Source organism: Streptomyces sp. NPDC091280 (assembly GCF_044768565.1).
Classification (GTDB): domain Bacteria; phylum Actinomycetota; class Actinomycetes; order Streptomycetales; family Streptomycetaceae; genus Streptomyces.
On record NZ_JBIVUZ010000001.1, the window covers coordinates 254,519 to 273,875 of the forward strand.

General features: G+C 68.4%; 17 protein-coding genes and 2 tRNA genes. 10 read left to right on the forward strand and 9 right to left on the reverse strand.

Annotated elements, in window-relative coordinates:
• Window positions 1–167: 167 nt before the first annotated feature.
• Both ACIQPR_RS01200 and ACIQPR_RS01205 read left to right on the forward strand, forming a co-directional pair.
• On the forward strand, window positions 168–326 hold the full coding sequence (locus tag ACIQPR_RS01200) for a hypothetical protein (RefSeq protein ID WP_403640079.1): 159 nt from the start codon (window positions 168–170) through the stop codon (window positions 324–326).
• A 507-nt stretch (window positions 327–833) separates the two neighbouring features.
• The gene (locus tag ACIQPR_RS01205) at window positions 834–1,301 is read left to right on the forward strand and encodes a hypothetical protein (protein ID WP_403640082.1); all 468 of its coding nucleotides are present in this window, start codon (window positions 834–836) and stop codon (window positions 1,299–1,301) included.
• A 242-nt stretch (window positions 1,302–1,543) separates the two neighbouring features.
• On the opposite strand, the gene ACIQPR_RS01210 is transcribed toward ACIQPR_RS01205, so the two are convergent.
• Window positions 1,544–2,764, reverse strand: a complete 1,221-nt coding sequence (locus ACIQPR_RS01210) for a hypothetical protein (protein ID WP_403640085.1) — start codon at window positions 2,762–2,764, stop codon at window positions 1,544–1,546.
• Window positions 2,765–3,885: 1,121 nt separating this feature from the next.
• Between ACIQPR_RS01210 and ACIQPR_RS01215 the strand changes: the two genes are divergently transcribed.
• The 5 genes from ACIQPR_RS01215 (at window position 3,886) to ACIQPR_RS01235 (ending at window position 7,769) form a co-directional block, all read left to right on the forward strand.
• Window positions 3,886–4,278 carry a cyclic nucleotide-binding/CBS domain-containing protein gene (locus ACIQPR_RS01215; protein WP_403642808.1) on the forward strand — a complete coding sequence of 131 codons (393 nt, stop codon included), beginning with the start codon at window positions 3,886–3,888 and terminating at the stop codon, window positions 4,276–4,278.
• Between the two features lie 119 nt (window positions 4,279–4,397).
• Window positions 4,398–4,814 carry a Fur family transcriptional regulator gene (locus tag ACIQPR_RS01220; RefSeq protein ID WP_403640088.1) on the forward strand — a complete coding sequence of 139 codons (417 nt, stop codon included), beginning with the start codon at window positions 4,398–4,400 and terminating at the stop codon, window positions 4,812–4,814.
• 185 nt (window positions 4,815–4,999) lie between these two features.
• On the forward strand, window positions 5,000–5,767 hold the full coding sequence (locus ACIQPR_RS01225; protein ID WP_403640091.1) for an ABC transporter ATP-binding protein: 768 nt from the start codon (window positions 5,000–5,002) through the stop codon (window positions 5,765–5,767).
• Window positions 5,764–6,627, forward strand: a complete 864-nt coding sequence (locus ACIQPR_RS01230; RefSeq protein ID WP_403640094.1) for an ABC transporter permease — start codon at window positions 5,764–5,766, stop codon at window positions 6,625–6,627. Before ACIQPR_RS01225 ends, ACIQPR_RS01230 begins: the two co-directional genes overlap by 4 nt.
• On the forward strand, window positions 6,624–7,769 hold the full coding sequence (locus tag ACIQPR_RS01235; RefSeq protein ID WP_403640097.1) for an ABC transporter substrate-binding protein: 1,146 nt from the start codon (window positions 6,624–6,626) through the stop codon (window positions 7,767–7,769). The genes ACIQPR_RS01230 and ACIQPR_RS01235 overlap by 4 nt, the downstream gene beginning before the upstream one ends.
• A gap of 48 nt (window positions 7,770–7,817) precedes the next feature.
• Here ACIQPR_RS01235 and ACIQPR_RS01240 read toward each other — a convergent pair.
• From ACIQPR_RS01240 to ACIQPR_RS01255, 4 genes are all read right to left on the reverse strand, one after another.
• Window positions 7,818–7,891 (reverse strand) — tRNA-Met (locus tag ACIQPR_RS01240).
• 112 nt (window positions 7,892–8,003) lie between these two features.
• On the reverse strand, window positions 8,004–9,962 hold the full coding sequence (locus ACIQPR_RS01245) for a tetratricopeptide repeat protein (protein ID WP_403640100.1): 1,959 nt from the start codon (window positions 9,960–9,962) through the stop codon (window positions 8,004–8,006).
• Window positions 9,963–10,168: 206 nt separating this feature from the next.
• Window positions 10,169–10,242, reverse strand: a tRNA-Met gene (locus ACIQPR_RS01250).
• Between the two features lie 72 nt (window positions 10,243–10,314).
• The gene (locus ACIQPR_RS01255; RefSeq protein ID WP_403642810.1) at window positions 10,315–13,272 is read right to left on the reverse strand and encodes a UPF0182 family protein; all 2,958 of its coding nucleotides are present in this window, start codon (window positions 13,270–13,272) and stop codon (window positions 10,315–10,317) included.
• A 174-nt stretch (window positions 13,273–13,446) separates the two neighbouring features.
• Between ACIQPR_RS01255 and ACIQPR_RS01260 the strand changes: the two genes are divergently transcribed.
• Window positions 13,447–13,989: a PPA1309 family protein gene (locus tag ACIQPR_RS01260; RefSeq protein ID WP_403640103.1), complete on the forward strand. Its 543-nt coding sequence runs from the start codon at window positions 13,447–13,449 to the stop codon at window positions 13,987–13,989.
• A 52-nt stretch (window positions 13,990–14,041) separates the two neighbouring features.
• On the opposite strand, the gene ACIQPR_RS01265 is transcribed toward ACIQPR_RS01260, so the two are convergent.
• From ACIQPR_RS01265 to ACIQPR_RS01280, 4 genes are all read right to left on the reverse strand, one after another.
• Complete coding sequence (locus ACIQPR_RS01265) at window positions 14,042–15,139, reverse strand: PDZ domain-containing protein (protein ID WP_403640106.1); 1,098 nt, start codon at window positions 15,137–15,139, stop codon at window positions 14,042–14,044.
• A gap of 65 nt (window positions 15,140–15,204) precedes the next feature.
• Window positions 15,205–15,369 (reverse strand): hypothetical protein, encoded by a 165-nt coding sequence (locus ACIQPR_RS01270; RefSeq protein WP_366433838.1) that lies wholly within the window; start codon window positions 15,367–15,369, stop codon window positions 15,205–15,207.
• Window positions 15,370–15,493: 124 nt separating this feature from the next.
• The gene (locus ACIQPR_RS01275; RefSeq protein ID WP_403640109.1) at window positions 15,494–15,955 is read right to left on the reverse strand and encodes a molybdenum cofactor biosynthesis protein MoaE; all 462 of its coding nucleotides are present in this window, start codon (window positions 15,953–15,955) and stop codon (window positions 15,494–15,496) included.
• Window positions 15,956–16,079: 124 nt separating this feature from the next.
• On the reverse strand, window positions 16,080–17,192 hold the full coding sequence (locus tag ACIQPR_RS01280; protein ID WP_403640112.1) for an SDR family oxidoreductase: 1,113 nt from the start codon (window positions 17,190–17,192) through the stop codon (window positions 16,080–16,082).
• A gap of 193 nt (window positions 17,193–17,385) precedes the next feature.
• On the opposite strand from ACIQPR_RS01280, the gene ACIQPR_RS01285 reads away from it, so the two are divergent.
• Together ACIQPR_RS01285 and ACIQPR_RS01290 are read left to right on the forward strand one after the other, a co-directional pair.
• Window positions 17,386–18,798, forward strand: a complete 1,413-nt coding sequence (locus ACIQPR_RS01285; protein WP_403640115.1) for a zinc-dependent metalloprotease — start codon at window positions 17,386–17,388, stop codon at window positions 18,796–18,798.
• A complete protein-coding gene (locus ACIQPR_RS01290; RefSeq protein WP_403640118.1) occupies window positions 18,795–19,316 on the forward strand; it encodes an NUDIX hydrolase in 522 nt (173 codons plus the stop codon). Before ACIQPR_RS01285 ends, ACIQPR_RS01290 begins: the two co-directional genes overlap by 4 nt.
• Window positions 19,317–19,357: the final 41 nt, after the last annotated feature.

The following is a 19,357-nucleotide window of genomic DNA, read 5'->3' on the forward strand; positions in this document are numbered from 1 at the left end:
GAACTGGCCGTGAACAACAGCGACTCGCAAGGATCACCTGGCGGCTTCCGTGCTCCCAGGTGATCGATCTCTGTTGCGCTGAGGATCGGAAGGTGCGGCCATGGTGTGCGCACCATGGCCGCACCACAAGCGCACCAGATCGAGCGGGGGAACAGCAGGAAGTCACGATGAAAGCCGCCGAGCCCTACACGGTCACGCCCACGCAGTTCGCCCAGGTCGTCAAACGAACCGCCTTCGGATGCTCGCAGCTTCCCAAGCTGAGGGATCCGGCCGTTGTCACGGGCCGGCCGTGGTCGCTTGCTCTGGTCGACGAAAAACGTCGATAGCATGGCTAGGGCCGGTGAAGAAGGCTCAGCGAGGCACACACGCCTGCTCGGCCGGCGCACCCGCCGCCGTGGCTGGCTTTCGTGGGCTGAGGTTCGTGCCACTGCCGTGCCAGATGCAGCGGTCAACGAGGGTGTCTGGCGGTTGAGTTGCGGGACATCTCGCCAGCATCCAGCCTCTCTCCTAAAGCGGCGCTGAGTCTCTACCCCATTCAGGACGAGGGTGTGAAGCCGGCGGACTGGTCGGGCCGGAACCCGGAGCCGTCGAAGTCCAGCCCTCGCTCAGGGCAAGGCGAACTGCTGCGGCGGTGGGGGATCTGGGACGGGCCATCCCCCTGTTCGAGACCACCCTCACCCAGTACAAGCAGCTCCTGGGCGACACCCACCCCAACTGCCCCTCAAGCGCCAGTGGTTCCCAGCGCGACGTGACGTCGCCATTTCGGCTCCACGGCGCCGCGCTTCCTGACATGCTGCCGTTCGCATTGACCCACAACACGCTGGAGGTAGGGCATGTCAGGCGAGGTGATGGGCTTCTCCATAGACACCTGGTCAGCCATCGGATCGGTGGTCAGCGGCTTGGGCGGCCTCGCAGGTTTCACCGCCCTGGCCATCGAGACGTGGACGCGTCGACAGGCCAAGCGGCTTGCGCCGGCCGAACTCCTGCCACTCCTGCTCACATTGCGCGCCGATCTCAACAACATCATCGGCTCTGGCGGCACACCGTGGACCTGGTTCATCGAGTCGGAACGACGAGGCCGAGAAAGCGAGCTGGCCGCCTGGCACACCATGGTCAATGACAACAAGCACAACCAACTTGTAGCTGATGCACTCAGCGCAATGAACGAGGCAGGCACGCGGGCCCAATCTTCATGGAATCCGGCAGCCATTCAAGCACAGTCAGATGCAGCCCGCGAAGGCGTGAGCAGCATCGATAAGGCAATCACCCGCCTCGCCGAACTCACCCGCAAATACGGCTAACGATCCTCCGGACACACAGGATCCGGTATGAATGTTCGCGCTTGATCCGCTCGAACGCGGCGGTTCCTAAATTTGAAACATCAGCGTACGTGGACATCCAAACATCCCAACGAGCCCTGGAGTTCCGCCACAGGCAAGGGTACGGCGCTCATGATCTAACCCGCGAGCGCCCAGTTCCCACGGATTACACTTACCTGGTGGAGGTGGCCCCCTGAAGGCAACCAATTGACCCCTTACTGAACTCATACATCAATCGCGTCCGCATTAGGACCGTGAAGCGCCCCATACTCCTCTTTGAATTCAGCCTCAACATCTATCATCCACGAAAAGATGTTGAGGAAGTTGGGCATTTCAACTTCGCCGCCGAAGCGCGATGCCATGGCTTGCAGGAAAGCTGATGCGAAGCCTCTGAACTGGATCAAGAATCCAATCGGGTGATCTCCATGCGGGTTTCGTGCACTTCCCTCACCAATGGGCATCGACATCGTCAAATGTTTAATCAAACGCGCCAGAATTTCGTATCTCGTCAGAAAATCAGGATGAGTCGATTTTTCATCCTGCGAGATCCAGTGCCCATTGACATGAGCCAACGATATAAGGGCCAGCATGGAGCCTCCGACTGCGCGATAGACCCGCCCCCGAGTCCTCTGACCGGAAATTTCTCCACTCAGTAGGAGAAAGGATGCGACATCAGCCTCGACTTCCTCTCTTTGATTTTCGTTCAGGGCCTCCACGCTCTCGACTGCACCTATGTCGGCTAGGTACGCTCCAACAATCCTTTTAGCCTTAGCGGCATGCCGGAAGTGCTCCTCGGTGTGTCCCAGCATGTGATGCGAAAACTCATGTCCGACAACAAACATTTCGGTCGCAGTGACAAGTTTGTGATACTCGTGATCCTCCCTTCCGGCGGGAAGTTCGATAAGGAGAGGGTGCGCCGCGTAAACATTCCCCTCAGCCGCCCAAGCGCCGATACTACTGTCGGCAATAAGAATCGGCTCAAATGCCGACCTCTCAAGCTCCTCTATGATCATCTCGGTTATCTGCTCTTCTGCATCGGAAAAGTCCACCTCAGTAGCGGCACTCTTCAATGACGCATAGAAGTGACAAAATAGAGTGCTGTAGACCATAGCCGCGGAAGTCAAGCCGTAATTGAGCTCAATTACACCCGCCCCCTTGAATGAAGAAGCTTCCGCGTTGGCGCCTCCTTTGAATGCGCGAGCCACGAAGATATTGCGCATGGTTGCTTGCCACTCGATGGGGGCCAAGGAGGTCAATTCGTTTGCTACTTCCTGAAGCTCAGGGCAGTTTGAGTTGACTGGCTTCCAATCCAAAAACTCCTCATACTTTTCACCGATCACGAGATCTTGACGTCCAGCTTGCTCAAAAAGCGTCTTCCAAAAATTCTCCTCAGGGCGACCACAGTCGACATAAAACCAGTGCCGCGACCTCCGCAGTTCCCACATGATTCCCCCAGACTCTCCACTTGTCTCTTCAATTAATTATGAGGGTTCTCGGCCTCCATGTCATTGACATGCGGCACACGCACCCCCGCGCACCAGAAGCAGGTTCCCGCATCGCGCGCAGAGAGCGTGAACGAACATAGGAAATCCCTGGGGATGATCTTGCGTCGGGATCCGTGATGCGCCAACGGAGACCGATTCCTTCCAACGCGCTGACCTCACCTCTGACCTTGAGCACAGATGGGCGATCTTCCAGGGTCTAGTTCGGGACGAAGAGGTCCAGCCGTCTTCGTTCGCATGTACGTGCCAGACTTCAGCGCAGGGGAACGAGGCAACCAGCCCACCGGGGGACGACCATGTCAACATCGTTTGCGGGCTTCCTTCTGCCGCTGCTGATCCTGGTAGGGGCACTCTGGCTCGCGTGTGTTGTTCTCGGCCTGCATGGCCTGCTCCTCGGACGTATACCGGGCCGCTGGCTACAACGCCACGTTCGACTGCCGAGACTCTGGGGAGCGGGTGCCCTGCTCGCTGCATGCGGCGGGTTCCAGCACCCCTCATTGACAGCGATCGGACTCGGCCTTATCGCCTTGGGCCACGTGGCGAAGCCAGCTCCATGATCAAGCCCGTGCCAGATGCGTGCCAGTTCGTACGGAGAACCACGGTGAACAGCGGGGAGCCCATTGCCCCTCCGCCAAGGGTCTGCGAGCTTCGTCGCAGTTCAGGCCCAGAGCGAGCCCTAAACACCCCTAGCTTCCCAAGCTGATGTCCGGCGACAGGTTGGGGATCGCCACAGCAGCCTCGTCGGGCCGTCCCTGGGCCGTCCAAGGCTGGCCATCGACGACCACCAACGACCAACGACGGCCGCAACCGCGCAGCTCGTCGGCAGGGTGCAGAGTGAACCCGCACCCCACCACCGAGCCCGATCAATACCAGCGCTACTGAGCCCCGCGAGACGTCCGCACACGCCCCCAACCGGCCGCGCGCCCTCTTGTTGACCCGTGCTTTACCTGCGACTCTGAGAGTCCCCCTACTTGTGAATTTGTGAATCCGGTAACTAACGGACCCTCGGGTCCGTGAACCGAGCGGATTCCCCTAGGAGGTGGCCTCACTCCATGCCGCAATCCATGCTGGTCCGCGACGCCATGAGCACGGTGGTCCTCACCATCGGCCCCGCCCACACCCTCCGCCAGGCAGCCGCCCTGATGTCCTCGCGCCATGTCGGCGCGGCCGTCGTCCTCGACCCGGACGCCGGGGGCATCGGCATCCTCACCGAACGGGACATCCTCAACTCGCTCGGCCGGGGCCAGGACCCGGACACCGAGCGCGCCCACGCCCACACCACCACCGACGTCGTGTTCGCCACCCCGGCCTGGACCCTGGAGGACGCGGCGAGCGCGATGGCCCACGGCGGCTTCCGGCATCTCATCGTCCTCGACCGCGCCGAGCCCGCCGGCATCGTCTCGGTCCGCGACATCATCCGCTGCTGGGCACCCGCGCGACAGCGGGTACCGGCCTGACCGCCGCACGGACACCGGTCCAAGGCGACGCGAGCATAGTTGGATCGAGTCCAAGTCCAGCAGCCCTCCAAAGTCACACCTATTCGGGAACTGGTCACGTTGCTGTTAGGCTGACCTGTATGAGTGACCTTCTGGAGCGGCTGCGCGGACGCGGATGGCGGATGACCGCACAGCGGCGCGTCGTGGCCGAAGTGCTCGACGGCGACCACGTCCACCTGACGGCCGACGAGGTCCACTCCCGCGCCGTGGCCAGACTCCCCGAGATCTCCCGGGCGACGGTCTACAACACGCTGGGCGAGCTGGTCTCCCTCGGCGAGGTCCTCGAAGTCGCCACGGACAAGCGCGCCAAGCGCTACGACCCGAACGCGCACAGCCCGCACCACCACCTGGTCTGCGCCAACTGCGGCCAGATCCGCGACGTCCACCCGGGCGGCAACCCGCTCGCCGACCTCCCCGACTCCGAGCGCTTCGGCTTCACGGTCTCGGACGTCGAGGTGACGTACCGCGGACTGTGCCCGAACTGCGCGAGCGCGTAGCACGATCTCTCGCGGGCCCCGGCATCCGTTCGACACGGACGCCGGGGCTTCGTGCTGTCCACGAGCTTCGTACGGTCCACAGGCTGTACTGTCCACGGGCTTCCCGAATCTGACGGTCCGTCATATCGTCGTGCGGCACCCCCCACCCGTGCAGACGGACGTACCGCACTCCGCGAGGAGCAACCGTGGGAGACCCGCACCCCAAACTCCACGCCACCCATCTGACCCGCGCCTTCGGCCGCGCCCCGCACCAGGTCCACGCCCTCGGCCCGCTCGAACTCACCGTCGCCCCCGGCGAGTTCGTGTGCCTGGTCGGCCCGTCCGGCTGCGGAAAATCCACCCTGCTGCGCATCGCCGCGGGCCTCCTGCGCCCCAGCACGGGCACCCTGGAGATCCGCACGGCCAGCCCCCGCCCGGCCGCCATGATCTTCCAGGACTACGGCATCTACGACTGGAAGTCGGTCCGCGCCAACGTCCGCTTCGGCCTGGACGTCCAGCGCGTCCCGCGCCGCGAGGCCGACGCCCGCGCCGACGAGTGGCTGACCCGCCTGGGCCTCGCCGACTTCGCGCACGCCTACCCGGCGACCCTCTCCGGCGGGATGCGGCAACGCGTCGCCATCGCCCGCGCACTCGCCGTAGAACCCGAACTCCTGCTGATGGACGAGCCGTTCGCCGCCCTCGACGCCCAGCTCCGCACCATCCTCCAGGACGAACTGCTCGATCTCACCCAGGCGTTGCGCACCACCACCCTGTTCATCACGCACAGCCTGGAGGAGGCGCTCGTGCTCGGTGACCGTGTGCTGGTGATGTCCGCGCGTCCGGGCCGGATCATCGCCGAACACCGGCCGCCGTTCCCGCGCCCGCGCACCGGCGACATCCGCGACACCCCCGAATTCACCGCTCTGAAGAGCGAGTTGTGGGAGCTGCTGCGGAAGGAGGCGGTGCCCGCATGACGACCGTCGCCCCCGGCCGCGAGGACGCGGTCCTGGTCCGCCGCCCCGGCCCGCACGAACTCCACCCGGCACGCACCCACCGCCAGCGGCGCGCGCTGGAACTCCTCCTCGCCGCGGCCGTACCGCTCGCCCTGGTCCTCTGGTGGCAACTCGCCGCCACCCAGGGCTGGATCGACCCCCGCGTCTACCCGGCGCCCTCCACGATCCTGGCCGACGGCTGGGACCGGGCCACCGCCGGCGAGCTGTGGCCGGACGTCTGGGCCACCACCCGGCGCGTCCTCGGCGGCTACGCGATCGGCACGGCGGCCGGCTACGCCCTGGGCCTGCTGATGGGCTCCCTCCCGCTCGTCCGGGCCGCGCTGGAACCGCTGCTGGACGCCCTGTACGTCGTACCGAAACTGGCCCTGCTGCCCATCTTCCTGAACATGTTCGGCCTGGGCGAGGGCCCCCAACTGGCGCTGGTGGCCGCCACGGTGTTCTTCTTCGTGTGGATCTCGACCATGTCGGCGGTCGTCGCGATCCCCTCCGGCCACCGCGACGCGGGCCAGGTCTTCGGCGCCTCCCCGTGGCAGATGTTCCGCCATGTCCTGCTCCCCGCCTCGCTCCCCGCGGTCCTGGTGGGCGCGCGGATCGCGGCGGGCGTGGCCGTTCTGGTCATCGTCGCCTCGGAGCAGATCGCCGCGACGGACGGCCTGGGCCATCTGATCTTCGACTCCCGCGCGTTGTTCCAGAACGACGTGATGTTCGTGGGCATCGTCTGCGTCGCGGTCCTGGGGGTCGTCTTCTCCGAACTGGTGCGTGTGGCGGGCCGGTTGCTCACACCGTGGGCACCGAGGGACCGAGGACGGGGGCAGTCGTGAGACGGCGTGCGTACGGTGTGGTGGTGGTCGCGGCGGCGGTGCTGGCGTCGGCGGGCTGTTCGTCGAAGTACGGGCAGGACTCGGGGAGTTCGGCCACGGCGCCGGCGGGCAACCGCACGGTCGCACCGGTGGCCGGCTGCGGCGCGTCCTCCTGGACCGACCCGGCGGACCTCTCCCCCACCCGCGCCCCGGCCCGCTGCGAGCCGCGCACCCCCGCCCCGCGTCCCCTCCGTAAGAACACGAAGGTGACGATCGCGACGGGAACGCTGAGCGCGGAGTACGTGGCCCCGCTCGAAGTCGCCCTGGACAAGGGCGAGTTCAAGAAGGAGGGGCTGGACGTCACCCTCAAGGTGCTCCCGACCCCGGACGCGCTCCCCCTCCTCGCGAAGGGCGACATCGACGCGATGTGGGCGGCCCCGGAGGCGGCCGTCATGAACGGGATCAAGGGCGGCTTCGACATCAAGTGGGTCGCCGGGAACTTCTCGCCCGATCCGCGGTCGAAGAGCGGGCTGTGGGTGAAGCTGAAGAGGGGCGAGGCGGCGGCCGACGTCCGGATGGCGGGCCGCAGGATGGGCACGATGATCGGCAAGGGCTCGGTGATCGCGTACCCCATGGAGAAGGCCCTCGCGACCCACGGCGGCGGCCTCGACGAGATCCAGTACCAGCAGCTCGGCTCGGCCGACGTCCTCACCGCCCTCCAGAACGGCGGCGTCGACTCCGCGTGGCTCCTCGACCCGGTCTGGCGCAAGGTCGACGACAACCCCCGGTACGCCTTCCTGGGCGGCCAGCCCCTCGGCGAACCCCTGGGCGGCATGCTCTACGGCCGCAGCCTCCTGCACGACGACGTGGACGCCGGAGTGGCCCTCCTCCGGGCCTACATCCGCACGGTGGACACGTACTTCGCGGGCGACTACAAGAGCGACCCCGCCTTCGTCACGTACCTCGCGAAGCTCCTGAAGACGGACGAGACGGTCCTGAGGTCGACCCCGTCGCTCACCATGGACTGGGAGATCCGCGCGGGGACGACCACGCGCTTGCAGGCCGCGTACAAGGCGGCAGGGGTCGCACAGGGAGCCCCGCTCCCGGAGTCGCGGACCGTGGACCGCTCCCTCTACGAGGAAGCGGTGGGCCATCGGCCGTGACGACACCGAGGGCCGGAACCCTTTCGGATTCCGGCCCTCGGCCTTCAGTAGCGGGGACAGGATTTGAACCTGCGACCTCTGGGTTATGAGCCCAGCGAGCTACCGAGCTGCTCCACCCCGCGTCGGTGAACCCGACACTACGTCAGTCGTACGGAGAGAAGCAAATCACTTATCGACCCAGGTCAGCCGCAGTCGGTCGCGGGCGGCCCGCCCCTGCGCCGTCCGCTCACGCCCCTACGCCGTCAGCTCCTGCCGCAGCGCGTCCCGCAGCCGGGCCGCCCGCTCCGACACCTCCGCCGGTCCCAGGGACACGGCCCGGTCGGCCCACCGCTGCCCCTCCGCCAGCTCGCCCCGACGCGCATAAACCAGCGCCAGGCGCAACGCAGCCCGTCCGTGCCCCGCGTCGGCGGCCCGCGCCCACCACACCGCCGCCTCCGGCTCGCTCCCCTCCCGGGCCAGCAGCAGCCCGAGGTTGAACGCCCCGTTGCGGGACCCGGCCTCGGCCGCCTCCCGGTACCACCGGGCCGCCTCGACGACGTCCCCGCGCGCGGCGCACAGCATCCCGACCCGCACCTGGGCCCGCCGATGCCCCTGCGAGGCCGCCCGCTCGTACCACTCCTCGCACTCGGTCTTCTCGTGCACCTGCTCGCCCAGCTCGTGCGCGGGCGCCGGCGGTCGCCGCGCGTCGAGCACCGCGGCCAGCCGGTACGCCGCCTCCGCGCTCCCGCCCCCGGCGGCGCACCGCAGATGCCGTTCGGCCGCCGGCTCGTCGCCGTCCCGCAGCCTCGCGATGCCGACCTGCAACGCGGCCTCGGTGTGCCCGGCTGCGGCGGCCCGCTCGTACCAGAGCAGCGCGACCGCCTCCTCGCCGCGCCCGGCGAAGAGGATCCCGAGGTTGAAGGCCGCGTCCACGCTGCCCGCCTCGGCCGCCTTGGAGAACCACGGCTCGGCACCGGTCGCGTCGCCGCCCTGGAGCAGCAGCACGGCGAGCGCGTTCGCCGCCTCGCGGTGTCCGGCGTAGGCCGCGTGCCGGTACCACTGCTCGGCCTGCGCGGTACGGGCCTGCTCGGCGCAGAGCAGGCCGAGGTTGTACGCGCCGTTCACGTCACCGGCGTCCATCGCGGCCCGGTACCAGCGCTCGGCGGTCTGGGTCTCGCCGCGCTCGGCGTGCAGCGCGCCGAGCGCGTTGGCCGCGTTGCCGTCGCCGTCCTGGGCGGCGCGCAGCCACCACACGGCGGCGCTCTCGGTGTCTCCGGCGTCACGCAGCAGGAACCCGAGCGCGCAGGCGGCACGGGCCTCGCCGTCCTTGGCGGACGTCAGATACCAGCGCCCGGCCTCCTTGAGCTCGCCCCGCTTCTCCAGGATCGCCCCGAGGTGCAGCGCGGCCCGCTGATGCCCGCGAGCGGCGGCCTGCCGGTACCACTGCTCGGCCTCGTCGCCCGGGACCACGGCCGAGGAGCCCGACCCGGCACCGCCGTCCGCGCCCCCGCTCAGGCCGCCGGTCCTGTTCCCGCCGCCCTTCTCCCCGCCCTCGCCCCGGTCCAGGCCTCCGTCCGGGCCCACGGGCCCACGACCGTCCCCGAGGCCGACGCCGACCCTGGCCCGGGCTCCGTCCCCGTACTCGTCCTCGTGCGGCGCGCGCCGGTCCAGCGCGCGGGCCAGCCGGTACGCGGCCTCGCGGTGTCCGCGCTCCGCGGCGGACCGCATCCAGCGCTCGGCCGCGGTGTCCCCGCGGTGCTCCAGCAGGTCGGCCAGCGCGTACGCGCCGAGCGCGTGGCCCTGCTCGGCGGACTGGCGCAGCCAGTACTCGGCGGCGGGTTCGTCGCCGCGCTCGCGGTGGTACCGGCCGAGGGCGTGCGCGGCGGCGGCGGACCCGGCGACGGCGGCGATCCGCCACCAGCCGGCCGCCTCGTCGGTGTATCCGCGCTGGTGGAGCAGGACACCCAGGTTGTTGGCGGCGGCCCGGTCGCCCTCGGCGGTGGCGGCACGCAGCAGCGGCTCGGCTCCGTCGAGATCACCGCGGCGCAGCAGCATCGCTCCGAGGACACTCGTCGCCTCGACGTCGCCGGCCTGCGCGGCGAGCCGTGTGCGTGCCTCGTCGGCAGCCTCCCCCGCACCGGTCTCGTCCCGGTCGGAAGGCTGCACAAAACGCCCTGTATCCAACAGAGTTGCCTTGTCCCCCATAACGTCCATCGTCGCACCACCTGCAACCTGGGTACACCTGGTATACCGCAGCCAGTGAGGTCTCTACAGCGTTTTGTCGACATGCCCACAGAGAGACAAGCGAAACACGGTTCCATCAAGTCCCCCGGGCGGCACGGCCGTCACCCCCGTCCACACATGCGTTCGCACAGCGCGAAGGCCCGGATCCTGGAAAGGATCCGGGCCTTCGCGATCAGTAGCGGGGACAGGATTTGAACCTGCGACCTCTGGGTTATGAGCCCAGCGAGCTACCGAGCTGCTCCACCCCGCGCCGTTGTGTGGCAACCGTACCACGGTGCGGGGTGGAGCTCCGATCTGGTGATCAACTGCCGTCCGGGCCGCGCTAACCGCTCGAACTGCTGGGACTGCTGCTCGGACTGCTGCTGGGACTGGCGCTCGGGCTGCCGCTGGCACTCGGGCTGCTGCTGGGGCTCGCCCCGCTCTTGCCCTTGGCCGCCTCGGCCTGCGCCGCCTCGGCCCGCTTCAGCGCGGCCTGGAGATCCTTCTGCGCCTGCCCGTACGCCTCCCAGTCGCCCTTCTTCAGGGCCTGTTGCCCCGCGTCGAAGGCCTTCTGGGCGTCGTTCAGGGCCTGTTGGACCGTCGGATTGCTGGAGGTCGGTGGCGTGGTCGTGCCCGTGTCCGGTGGCGTGGTCGAAACCTCGGCCCCGAAGACCTTGTTGAGCCCCTCGTCCAGCGTGTCCTCGAACGCGGTCTTGTTCCCGTAGGCCACCAACACCTTGCGCAGGAGCGGGTACTTGAGTCCACCACCGCGTACGTAGACGGGCTCCACGTACAGCAGTCCTCCGTCGAGCGGCACCGTCAGCAGGTTGCCGTACTCGATGTCGGAGTCGCCGCCCTTGAGCAGCTTGATGGATTCGGCGATGTCCTGCTGGGAGTTGAAGGCGCTCTGCACCTGTTTGGGTCCGCCGACGGTCGTACTGGTCGGCAGCTTCAGGATTCTGATCTTGCCGTAGTCACTGGTGCCGGCCTCGGAGTCGACGGCCATGAACGCGCTGAGGTTGTCTCTCCCGTTCGGTGTGAACGTCGTCGTCAGGGAGAACGCCTGCGCGGACTGGTCCGGCATCTTCATGCTCAGGTAGTACGGCGGCACCGCGCTGCCCGACTTGTTGGTCGGGTCGTCCGGCACCTGCCACACCTCGCTGCCGCTGAGGAACGTCTGCGCGTCCGTCACGTGGTAGCGGGTGAGCAGTTCACGCTGGACCTTGAACAGGTCCTGCGGGTACCGGAGATGGGCCATCAGCGAGGCCGAGATGTCCGACCTGGGCTCGACCGTGCCGGGGAACGCCTTCATCCAGGTCTTCAGGACCGGGTCCTCGGTGTCCCACTGGTAGAGCTTGACCTGACCGGTGTACGCGTCGACGGTCGCCTTCACCGAGTTGCGGATGTAGTTGACCTGGTTCTGCTGGGCCACCACCGCGCGGTTGTTGTTGGTCGCGGTGAGCGAGTCGGCCGTGGTGTCCCCGAGGGTCGTCCGCGAGGCGTACGGGTATCCGTTGCTGGTGGTGTACGCGTCGACGATCCACTGGATACGGCCGTCCACGACCGCCGGGTAGGCGTCACCGTCGATGGTCAGCCAGGGCGCCACCGCCTCGACGCGCTCCTTGGGCGTGCGGTTGTACAGGATCCGCGAACCCTCGCCGATGGCACCGGAGTAGAGGATCTGCGGTTCGTTGAACGCCACCGCGTACGCGGCCCGGTTGAGCGGGTTGGAGAGGTTGACCCCGCTCTTGCCCTTGTAGCTGGTGGTCTTCTCGCCGCTGTCGTCGGAGTAGTCGATCTCCTTCTGGGGACCGCCGACGATCGAGTACGTGGTGGTCTTCTCGCCGTAGTAGATCTGCTGCTCGTACTTGCCGAGGTCGCCCGTGGACGGCAGATCGGACTCGGTGAAGACCGGACGGCCCTCGGAGTCGACCTCGGTGCCCTTGGCGGCGACCACTCCGTAGCCGTGCGTGTAGCGGAAGTGGTCGTTGATCCAGTTGTTCTTCGGGATGCCGTTCAGGTTCAGCTCGCGCAGCCCGATGACCGTGTCCTGGTCCTTGCCGTCCTCGCTGTAGCGGTCGACATCCAGGTTGGTCGGGAACGCGTAGTAGTTCCTGATCTGCTGGAGCTGCTGGAACGTGGGCGACACGACGTTCGGGTCCACGATCCGGATGCTCGCCGTGGAGTCGACGTCCGCGCGGAGCTTGCTCTTGTCCTTGGTGGTGCTGGTCCCCGAGTACTCCGTGACCTTGGTGTCGTCGATGCCGTAGGCCTCGCGCGTCGCCTTCAGGTTCTTCTGGACGTACGGGGCTTCCTTGGCCTGCTCGTTGGGCTGGACCGTGAACTTCTGGACGATCGCCGGGTACAGGCCGCCGATGAGGATCGCGGAGAGCACCATCAGGCCGAAGCCGATGACGGGCAGCTGCCAGGTGCGCCGCCACAGGGTGGCGAAGAACAGCAGCGCGCAGATGACGGCGATGCAGAACAGGATCGTCTTGGCCGGCAGATACGCGTTCGCGTCGACGTACCGCAGGCCGGTCCAGTCGCCGGTCGCCTTGAAGTCACTGGACTTGACCGCGAGTCCGTACCGGTCGAGCCAGTAGGCGACCGCCTTGAGGGCGACGAAGATGCCGAGCAGCACCGACAGATGCCCGGTCGCGGCGGCCGTGGCCCGCGCGCCCGGGCTGGTGATGCGCAGCCCGCCGTACAGGTAGTGCGTCAGCGCGGCGGCGAGCAGCGAGAGGATCGCGGCGGCGAAGCCGAAGCCGAGCAGGAACCGGTACCAGGGCAGGTCGAAGGCGTAGAAGGAGACGTCGAGATGGAACTGCGGGTCCTTCTGGTGGAAGGGCACGCCGTTGACCCACATCAGCCAGACCCGCCACTGGCTGGACGCCGAGGCGCCCGCGATCAGCCCGACAAGGGCGGTGATCGCCAGCAGCAGCCACTTCTTGTACGGCGCGATGCCCATGCGGTAGCGGTCGAGGCTCTGCTGCTCCATCGACATGGCGCTGAGCGGCGGGCGCAGGCGGTGCGCCAGCCAGATGTTCACGCCGACCGCGGCCGCCATCAGCAGGCCGAAGACGAAGAACAGGCCGATCTTGGTGGACAGGGTGGTGGTGAACACGGACGAGTAATGCACCGACCGGTACCAGAGCCAGTCCGTCCAGAAGCCCGCGAACATCGTGAACGCCATGCCGAGTACGGCAAGGACGCCCAGTGTCATGAGCAAAGTCCGGACCCGCCGGGACGGGCGGCCCACTCTGATCCGCGGCCCTTGCGGGCCTCCGCCGCGGTCCGGCATCTGGAAAGCCAAGGTGCGCACCTCGAAGTTCGCTGTTGGTCGCTGTCGTTGCGTCAGGTCCCCGGTGTCGGGGGCCCTCCGTAGCCCCGCGTGATCGCGGGCCCACACCTATGCAACTTACTCACCGTTTACTCGGTTCCCGATTCCGGCCATGAACGAGGCAGGATTGTGACCATGTCCAACACTCCCATGGCAGCGAACCCCCTCACCCGGGCCGTACTGGAGATCGACGAGTACGCCTCGGGCCTCGGCTGGGACCAGCCCGCTCGCCTCTTCGCCCTCGTAGACACCGCGCGACTGCGGGCCCAGGAGCCCGGTCTCGCGGCCCAGCTCGGCCTGCGGGACGAGCCCGAGACCACCGGTCTCACCCCGATCGAGCAGGAGGAGATCCCGGCGGGAAAGCCGTTGGACGAGTTCCTCGGCACGATCGCCTGGCCCGACGCGGTGGCCGGCTGCGCGCTCACCGTCGAGCGGCTGATGCTGCCGCCGTCCGCCGAGGCCTCCGTCCCGGAGGGGCTCGGCGAGAAGAAGCTCGCCCAGTGGGTCGCCCGGCACCCGGACCGCCAGGAGGTCCGGATGACGGTCGCGGTGCTGCGCGACGGCACCCGCGACTCGGCCGTGCGCCTGCGCGAGAAGGACTCCCCCACGGAGGTCCTCACCGGCGGCTCCCTGGTCCCGGGCCTCGCGGAGGCCCTGTCGGCGACCTTCGAGGACTGACGCCCTCACCGGAGGGCTCTTCCTTCAGCCCGTCAGTCCTTGGTGCAGTGCTTCAGTCCTTGGTGCTGCACTTCGGGAGGTCGGCGGTCTTGCCGCTGCTGATCAGCTTGAGGTCGCTGATCGCGTCCTTGATGGTGTTCACCTTGACGAGCCGGAGACCGCCGGGGGTGTCCTTGGCGGCCTCCGCGCAGTTCTCGGCGGGCGTCAGGAAGTACTGGGCGCCCTTGCTGCGCGCGCCGACCGTCTTCATCGAGATGCCGCCGATCGGGCCGACCTTGCCGGTGTCGTCGATGGTGCCGGTGCCGGCCACGAACTTGCCGCCGGTGAGGTCGCCCGGGGTGAGCTTGTCGTAGATGCCGAGCGCGAACATCAGGCCCGCGCTCGGGCCGCCGACGTCGGCGAGCTTGATGTCGATGCTGAACGGGAACGTGTGATCGGTTCCGGCGGAGATGCCGACGATGGCGCGCTTGGCGCCGCTGTCGTCGGAGGTCGCCGTGGTGATCGTGATGTCCTTCGTCGCCGTCGCCGTCTTGTTCGCCTTCACCGCGGCGGCCTGGTCCTTGGCCGGCACGATCGTGAACACGACCTTCTCGCCCGGCTTGTGCTTGGTGACCAACTTCGCGACGTCGTCGGGCTGCTTCACCGCCGTACCGTCGACGGCCTTGATGACGTCACCGGCGTGCAGCTTGCCCTCGGCCGGGGAGTCCTTGACGACCGTCGAGACGATCACCCAGGACTTCACGGGGATGCCCAGCTGCTCCAGGGCGGCGACCTTGGCGCTCTCCTGGGACTGGCTGAACTCCTCCGCGTTCTCCTGCGTCGACTGCTGCTCCGTCTTGCCGTCCGGGTACAGCGTGTCGTGCGGGACGACCTTGTCGTCGTGGGCGAGCCAGCCGTACACGGCCTCGATGAGGTTCATGTTGTAGTCGGCGCTGGTGACCCGGACCGTCGTCATGTTCAGGTGACCGGTCGTCGGGTAGGTCTTGCGCCCGGTGATCTGGAGCACCGGCTCGCCGTCGTGGTCCCCGAGGGTGTTCACCGTCGGGCCCGGCGACATCTCCGAGTACGGCACGTTGATGAGGACTCCCGCGCACAGGAGCGCGATCAGCATCAGAGTGGAGGCGAGCATCGTCGCGGTGCGGCGTGGCATGGCACGACAGTACGGGACGCTTCTGTCAGCGCACCGTCAGGGCCGCCGTCCGGTCACACTTGCGATCATGTGCCGGAGTGGGACTTCTCCATGGCTTCCCGGAAACGGGCATATCCGTCCAGCTCAGGACCGTCGCTGCGCACCTTGCGGGTCCGGTTGGCCCAACTGCCCCAGAGGCCCGCACCTATCGCGGCCATCAGCGGAATCAACAACCAGGCGAGTGCCGCCATGCCGACCTCCCAACCCCGGACGAGTGAACTCAACTGACTGATCAGCAGATTAGCCAGCCCCACTGACAACGCTCGTGGCAGGGGGGCGGTTACGCAACCGGTGAGCACCCATCAGCAGGCCGCCTCAGCAGGCGCCCACCCACTCGTCCGTGCCGTCGGAGAACGTCTGGTGCTTCCAGATCGGCACCTCGTGCTTGAGATCGTCGATCAGCTTCCGGCAGGCCTCGAAGGCCTCGCCCCGGTGCGGACACGACACGGCGACGACGACCGCCAGGTCCCCGATCCCGAGATCTCCCACCCGGTGGACGGCTGCCAACGCCCGCACCGGGTAGTCCGCGACGACCTTCTCCGCGACGCGCCGCATCTCGGCCTCCGCGCTGGGGTGGCACGAGTACCCCAGCCGGTCGACATCGGCACCGCCGTCGTGGTTGCGCACGGTCCCGACGAACAGCGCGGTCCCTCCGGCCGCGTCGTCCCCGACGGCCCGGAAGACCTCGTCCACGGAGAGCGGCGTCTCCCGGATCCCGATCAGCTTCACGGGATCCTGCGCGGCCTGCTCACCGGGGTGGTCGTTCGTGGGTGCCATGCCTCCATCGTGCCGCACCCCGCCAACAGCGCGGAATAGCACTTTCACCAGGCACGCGCGCGTGCCCGTTTGGAGCGTCCTACAGGAGGACGTTCCCTACGGGAGGTGTCTTGAGGAAGCAACGTCAGATCCGGCGCCGGGCCTTCCGCGCCCGTCGTACCACCGCCGCCGCGCCGAGCAGGGCGACCGTCGCGCCCGCGGCGCCCGCCGCCGTCGCGTCCTTGCGGCCGAGGCGTCGCCCGGCGACCGTGTGGCGTCCGGCGACCTCCTCCAGGAGTTCCGCGAGCACTTCCTCGTTGGTCCACTGGGGCCGCCAGCCCGCGTCGTGCAGCCGGCTTCCGCTGACCACCCAGGGGTACATCGTGTAGGCCAGGTCGCCGGCCGGGGACGGGGTGAGTCCGATCCGGTGCAGGCGGGCCGCCGCGCCGAGCGCGACCGCGGAGGGCAGCTCCATGCGCCGGATGCCGCTCAGCTCCTCGACCTCCTCCTGCTCCAGCCAGCCGTCGCAGCCGACGGCGAGTTCCCCGTCGACCTTCTCCAGGACCGCGTACTCCAGGGCACTGCACAGGTCCTCGACATGGCAGAACTGCCAGGCGGGCCGCGACCCGGCCACCACCAGCAGCCGGGGCGACTCGAAGTACCGGGTCAGCGCGGTGTCGGTGCCGCCGACGAGGACTCCGGGGCGGACGACGGTGACATTGAGCCCGGGATGCGCCCGGGGCGCGCGCCGCGCGAGCCGCTCGACCTCCAGGAGGTCGCCGACACCGGTGGCCTCGGCGGTGGCCCGCAGTTCGGCGTCCTCGGAGAGGGGCAGTTCGTTGTCGGGCAGCGCTCCGTAGACCATCGCCGAGGTGCACAGCACGACCCGGTGGACCCCGGCCGCGGCGGCGGCGGTCAGCACGGTCTGCGTCCCCCGCACGTTGTACGCGGAACGGGCGGCCGGGTCGGTCTCCAGATCGAGGTCCAGCGCCAGATGGACGACGACGTCGGCGCCGCGCAGCTTCTCCGCGATGGCCGGATCGCGTACGTCGAGGATGTGCCACTGGGCCGCCGCGCACTCGCCGCGCCGCTCGTCGATGGCGATGACCTGCTTGATCTCCTCGGAGGCGGCGAGCCGCTCGGTGAGGAGTGCCCCGACCCCGGACGCGGCGCCGGTGACCGCGACGACGGGCCCGCGCACTGCCGGACTGGTTGAGTGGTTTCGCGCTGCGCGAACCTGCGGATCTGGGGAACTCACCGGGCGTCTCCAGCGGTTGTCTTCAGTACGGACGCGCGTGACGCGTCCGGACCAGGTGGCATCCATCCTGCCGCAGGCCAGGTCTCGGCGAAGCACCGAGGCCCGATCGGCTCGCGGTGTCTACGCTGGGTGGTGTTGAAGGGCAGTCGTGCCGTCGGAGAGAGACCGGCGGCCTTAACAGCCGAGGAATCCCGTGAGTGACACCCCATTCGGATTCGGCCTTCCGCCGGAGGAGCCGGACGACGGCGACAAGGGCAAGAAGAAGGACCAGGAGAGCGGTGGTGGTCAGGGACCGGCCAACCCGTTCGGTTTTGGCGGGCTGCCCGGTGCCGGGGGCTTTGGCGGCCCCGGTGCGGACAATCCGCTCGCAGCCATGTTCGGTTCGCTGAACCCCAACGACCTGGGCGCCGCGTTCCAGCAGCTGGGCCAGATGCTCTCGTACGAGGGCGGTCCGGTGAACTGGGACATGGCCAAGCAGATCGCCCGCCAGACGGTCTCCCAGGGCACCCAGGACGGCACGAAGGACGCGAGCGTCGGTCCCGCCGACCGCAGCGCCGTCGAGGAGGCCGTCCGACTTGCCGACCTGTGGCTGGACGACGCGACCTCGCTGCCGTCCGGTGCGGGATCCGCCGTGGCGTGGTCCCGCGCGGAGTGGGTCGAGGCTACGCTCCCGGCCTGGAAGGAACTGGTGGACCCGGTCGCCGAGCGCGTCGGCGCGGCCATGGGTGACGTCCTGCCGGAGGAGATGCAGGCCATGGCGGGCCCGCTGATCGGCATGATGCGCTCCATGGGCGGTGCCATGTTCGGCACCCAGATCGGGCAGGCCGTGGGCACGCTCGCGGGCGAGGTGGTCGGCTCGACCGACATCGGCCTGCCGCTCGGCCCGGTCGGCAAGGCCGCGCTGCTGCCGCTGAACATCGAGGCCTTCGGCAAGGACCTGGGCATCCCCCAGGAGGAGGTGCGGCTCTACCTCGCCCTGCGCGAGGCCGCCCACCAGCGCCTGTTCGCGCATGTGCCGTGGCTGCGCTCGCACCTGTACGGCGCGGTCGACGGGTACGCGCGCGGGATCAAGGTCGACACCGCGAAGCTGGAGGACGTGGTCGGCCAGTTCGACCCGCAGAACCCGGAGCAGTTGCAGGACGCTCTCCAGCAGGGCATGTTCCAGCCCGAGGACACGCCGGAGCAGAAGGCGGCGCTGGCCCGTCTGGAGACGGCTCTGGCGCTCGTGGAGGGCTGGGTGGACGCGGTGGTCCACGCCGCCGCGAAGCCGCGTCTGACGTCCGCCGACGCGCTCCGTGAGACCCTGCGGCGGCGTCGCGCGACGGGTGGTCCCGCCGAGCAGACGTTCGCCACGCTGATCGGGCTGGAGCTGCGCCCGCGCCGGCTGCGCGACGCCTCGCGGCTGTGGGCCTCGCTCACGGACGCGCGCGGTGTCGACGGCCGTGACGGTCTGTGGGCCCACCCGGACATGCTGCCGACCGCCTCCGACCTGGACGACCCGGACGGCTTCGTGCACCGCGAGCAGCTGGACTTCTCCGAGCTGGACAAGCTGCTCGGCGAAGCGGCCGAGAAGCCCGACCTGAAGAAGGACGACGACACCGAGTGAGCCTGTACGACGACGCGGTCCTCGTACTGAAGGGCTACGAGGACCGCACGGAGCTGCGCCAGGCCTACCTGGACCACCTGGCGGCTCATCCGGACGGCATGTGGAAGTCCTGCCACGCCGGCCATGTCACGGCGAGCGCGCTGGTGATCGACCCCGAGCAGGGCCGTGTGCTGCTGACCCTGCACAAGAAGCTGCGGATGTGGCTCCAGATGGGCGGCCACTGCGAGCCGGAGGACACCTCCCTGGAGGCGGCGGCCCTCCGCGAGGCCACGGAGGAGTCCGGCATCACCGGACTCACCCTGCTGCCGGGCGGTCCTGCCCGCCTCGACCTCCATCCCATCCCGGCACCGTGCCACTTCCACTACGACGTCCAGTACGCGGTCGTGGCACCGCCCGGTGCCGTGCAGGAGATCAGCGACGAGTCCCTGGACCTGCGCTGGTTCCCCTACGACGAGGTGGCGGCCGTGGCGGACGAGTCGGTCGTACGGCTGCTGGAGGCGACGCGCGCCAGGCTGTGAACGTGTAAGGGGCGCCCGGCATTGCGGGCGCCCCTTACGTT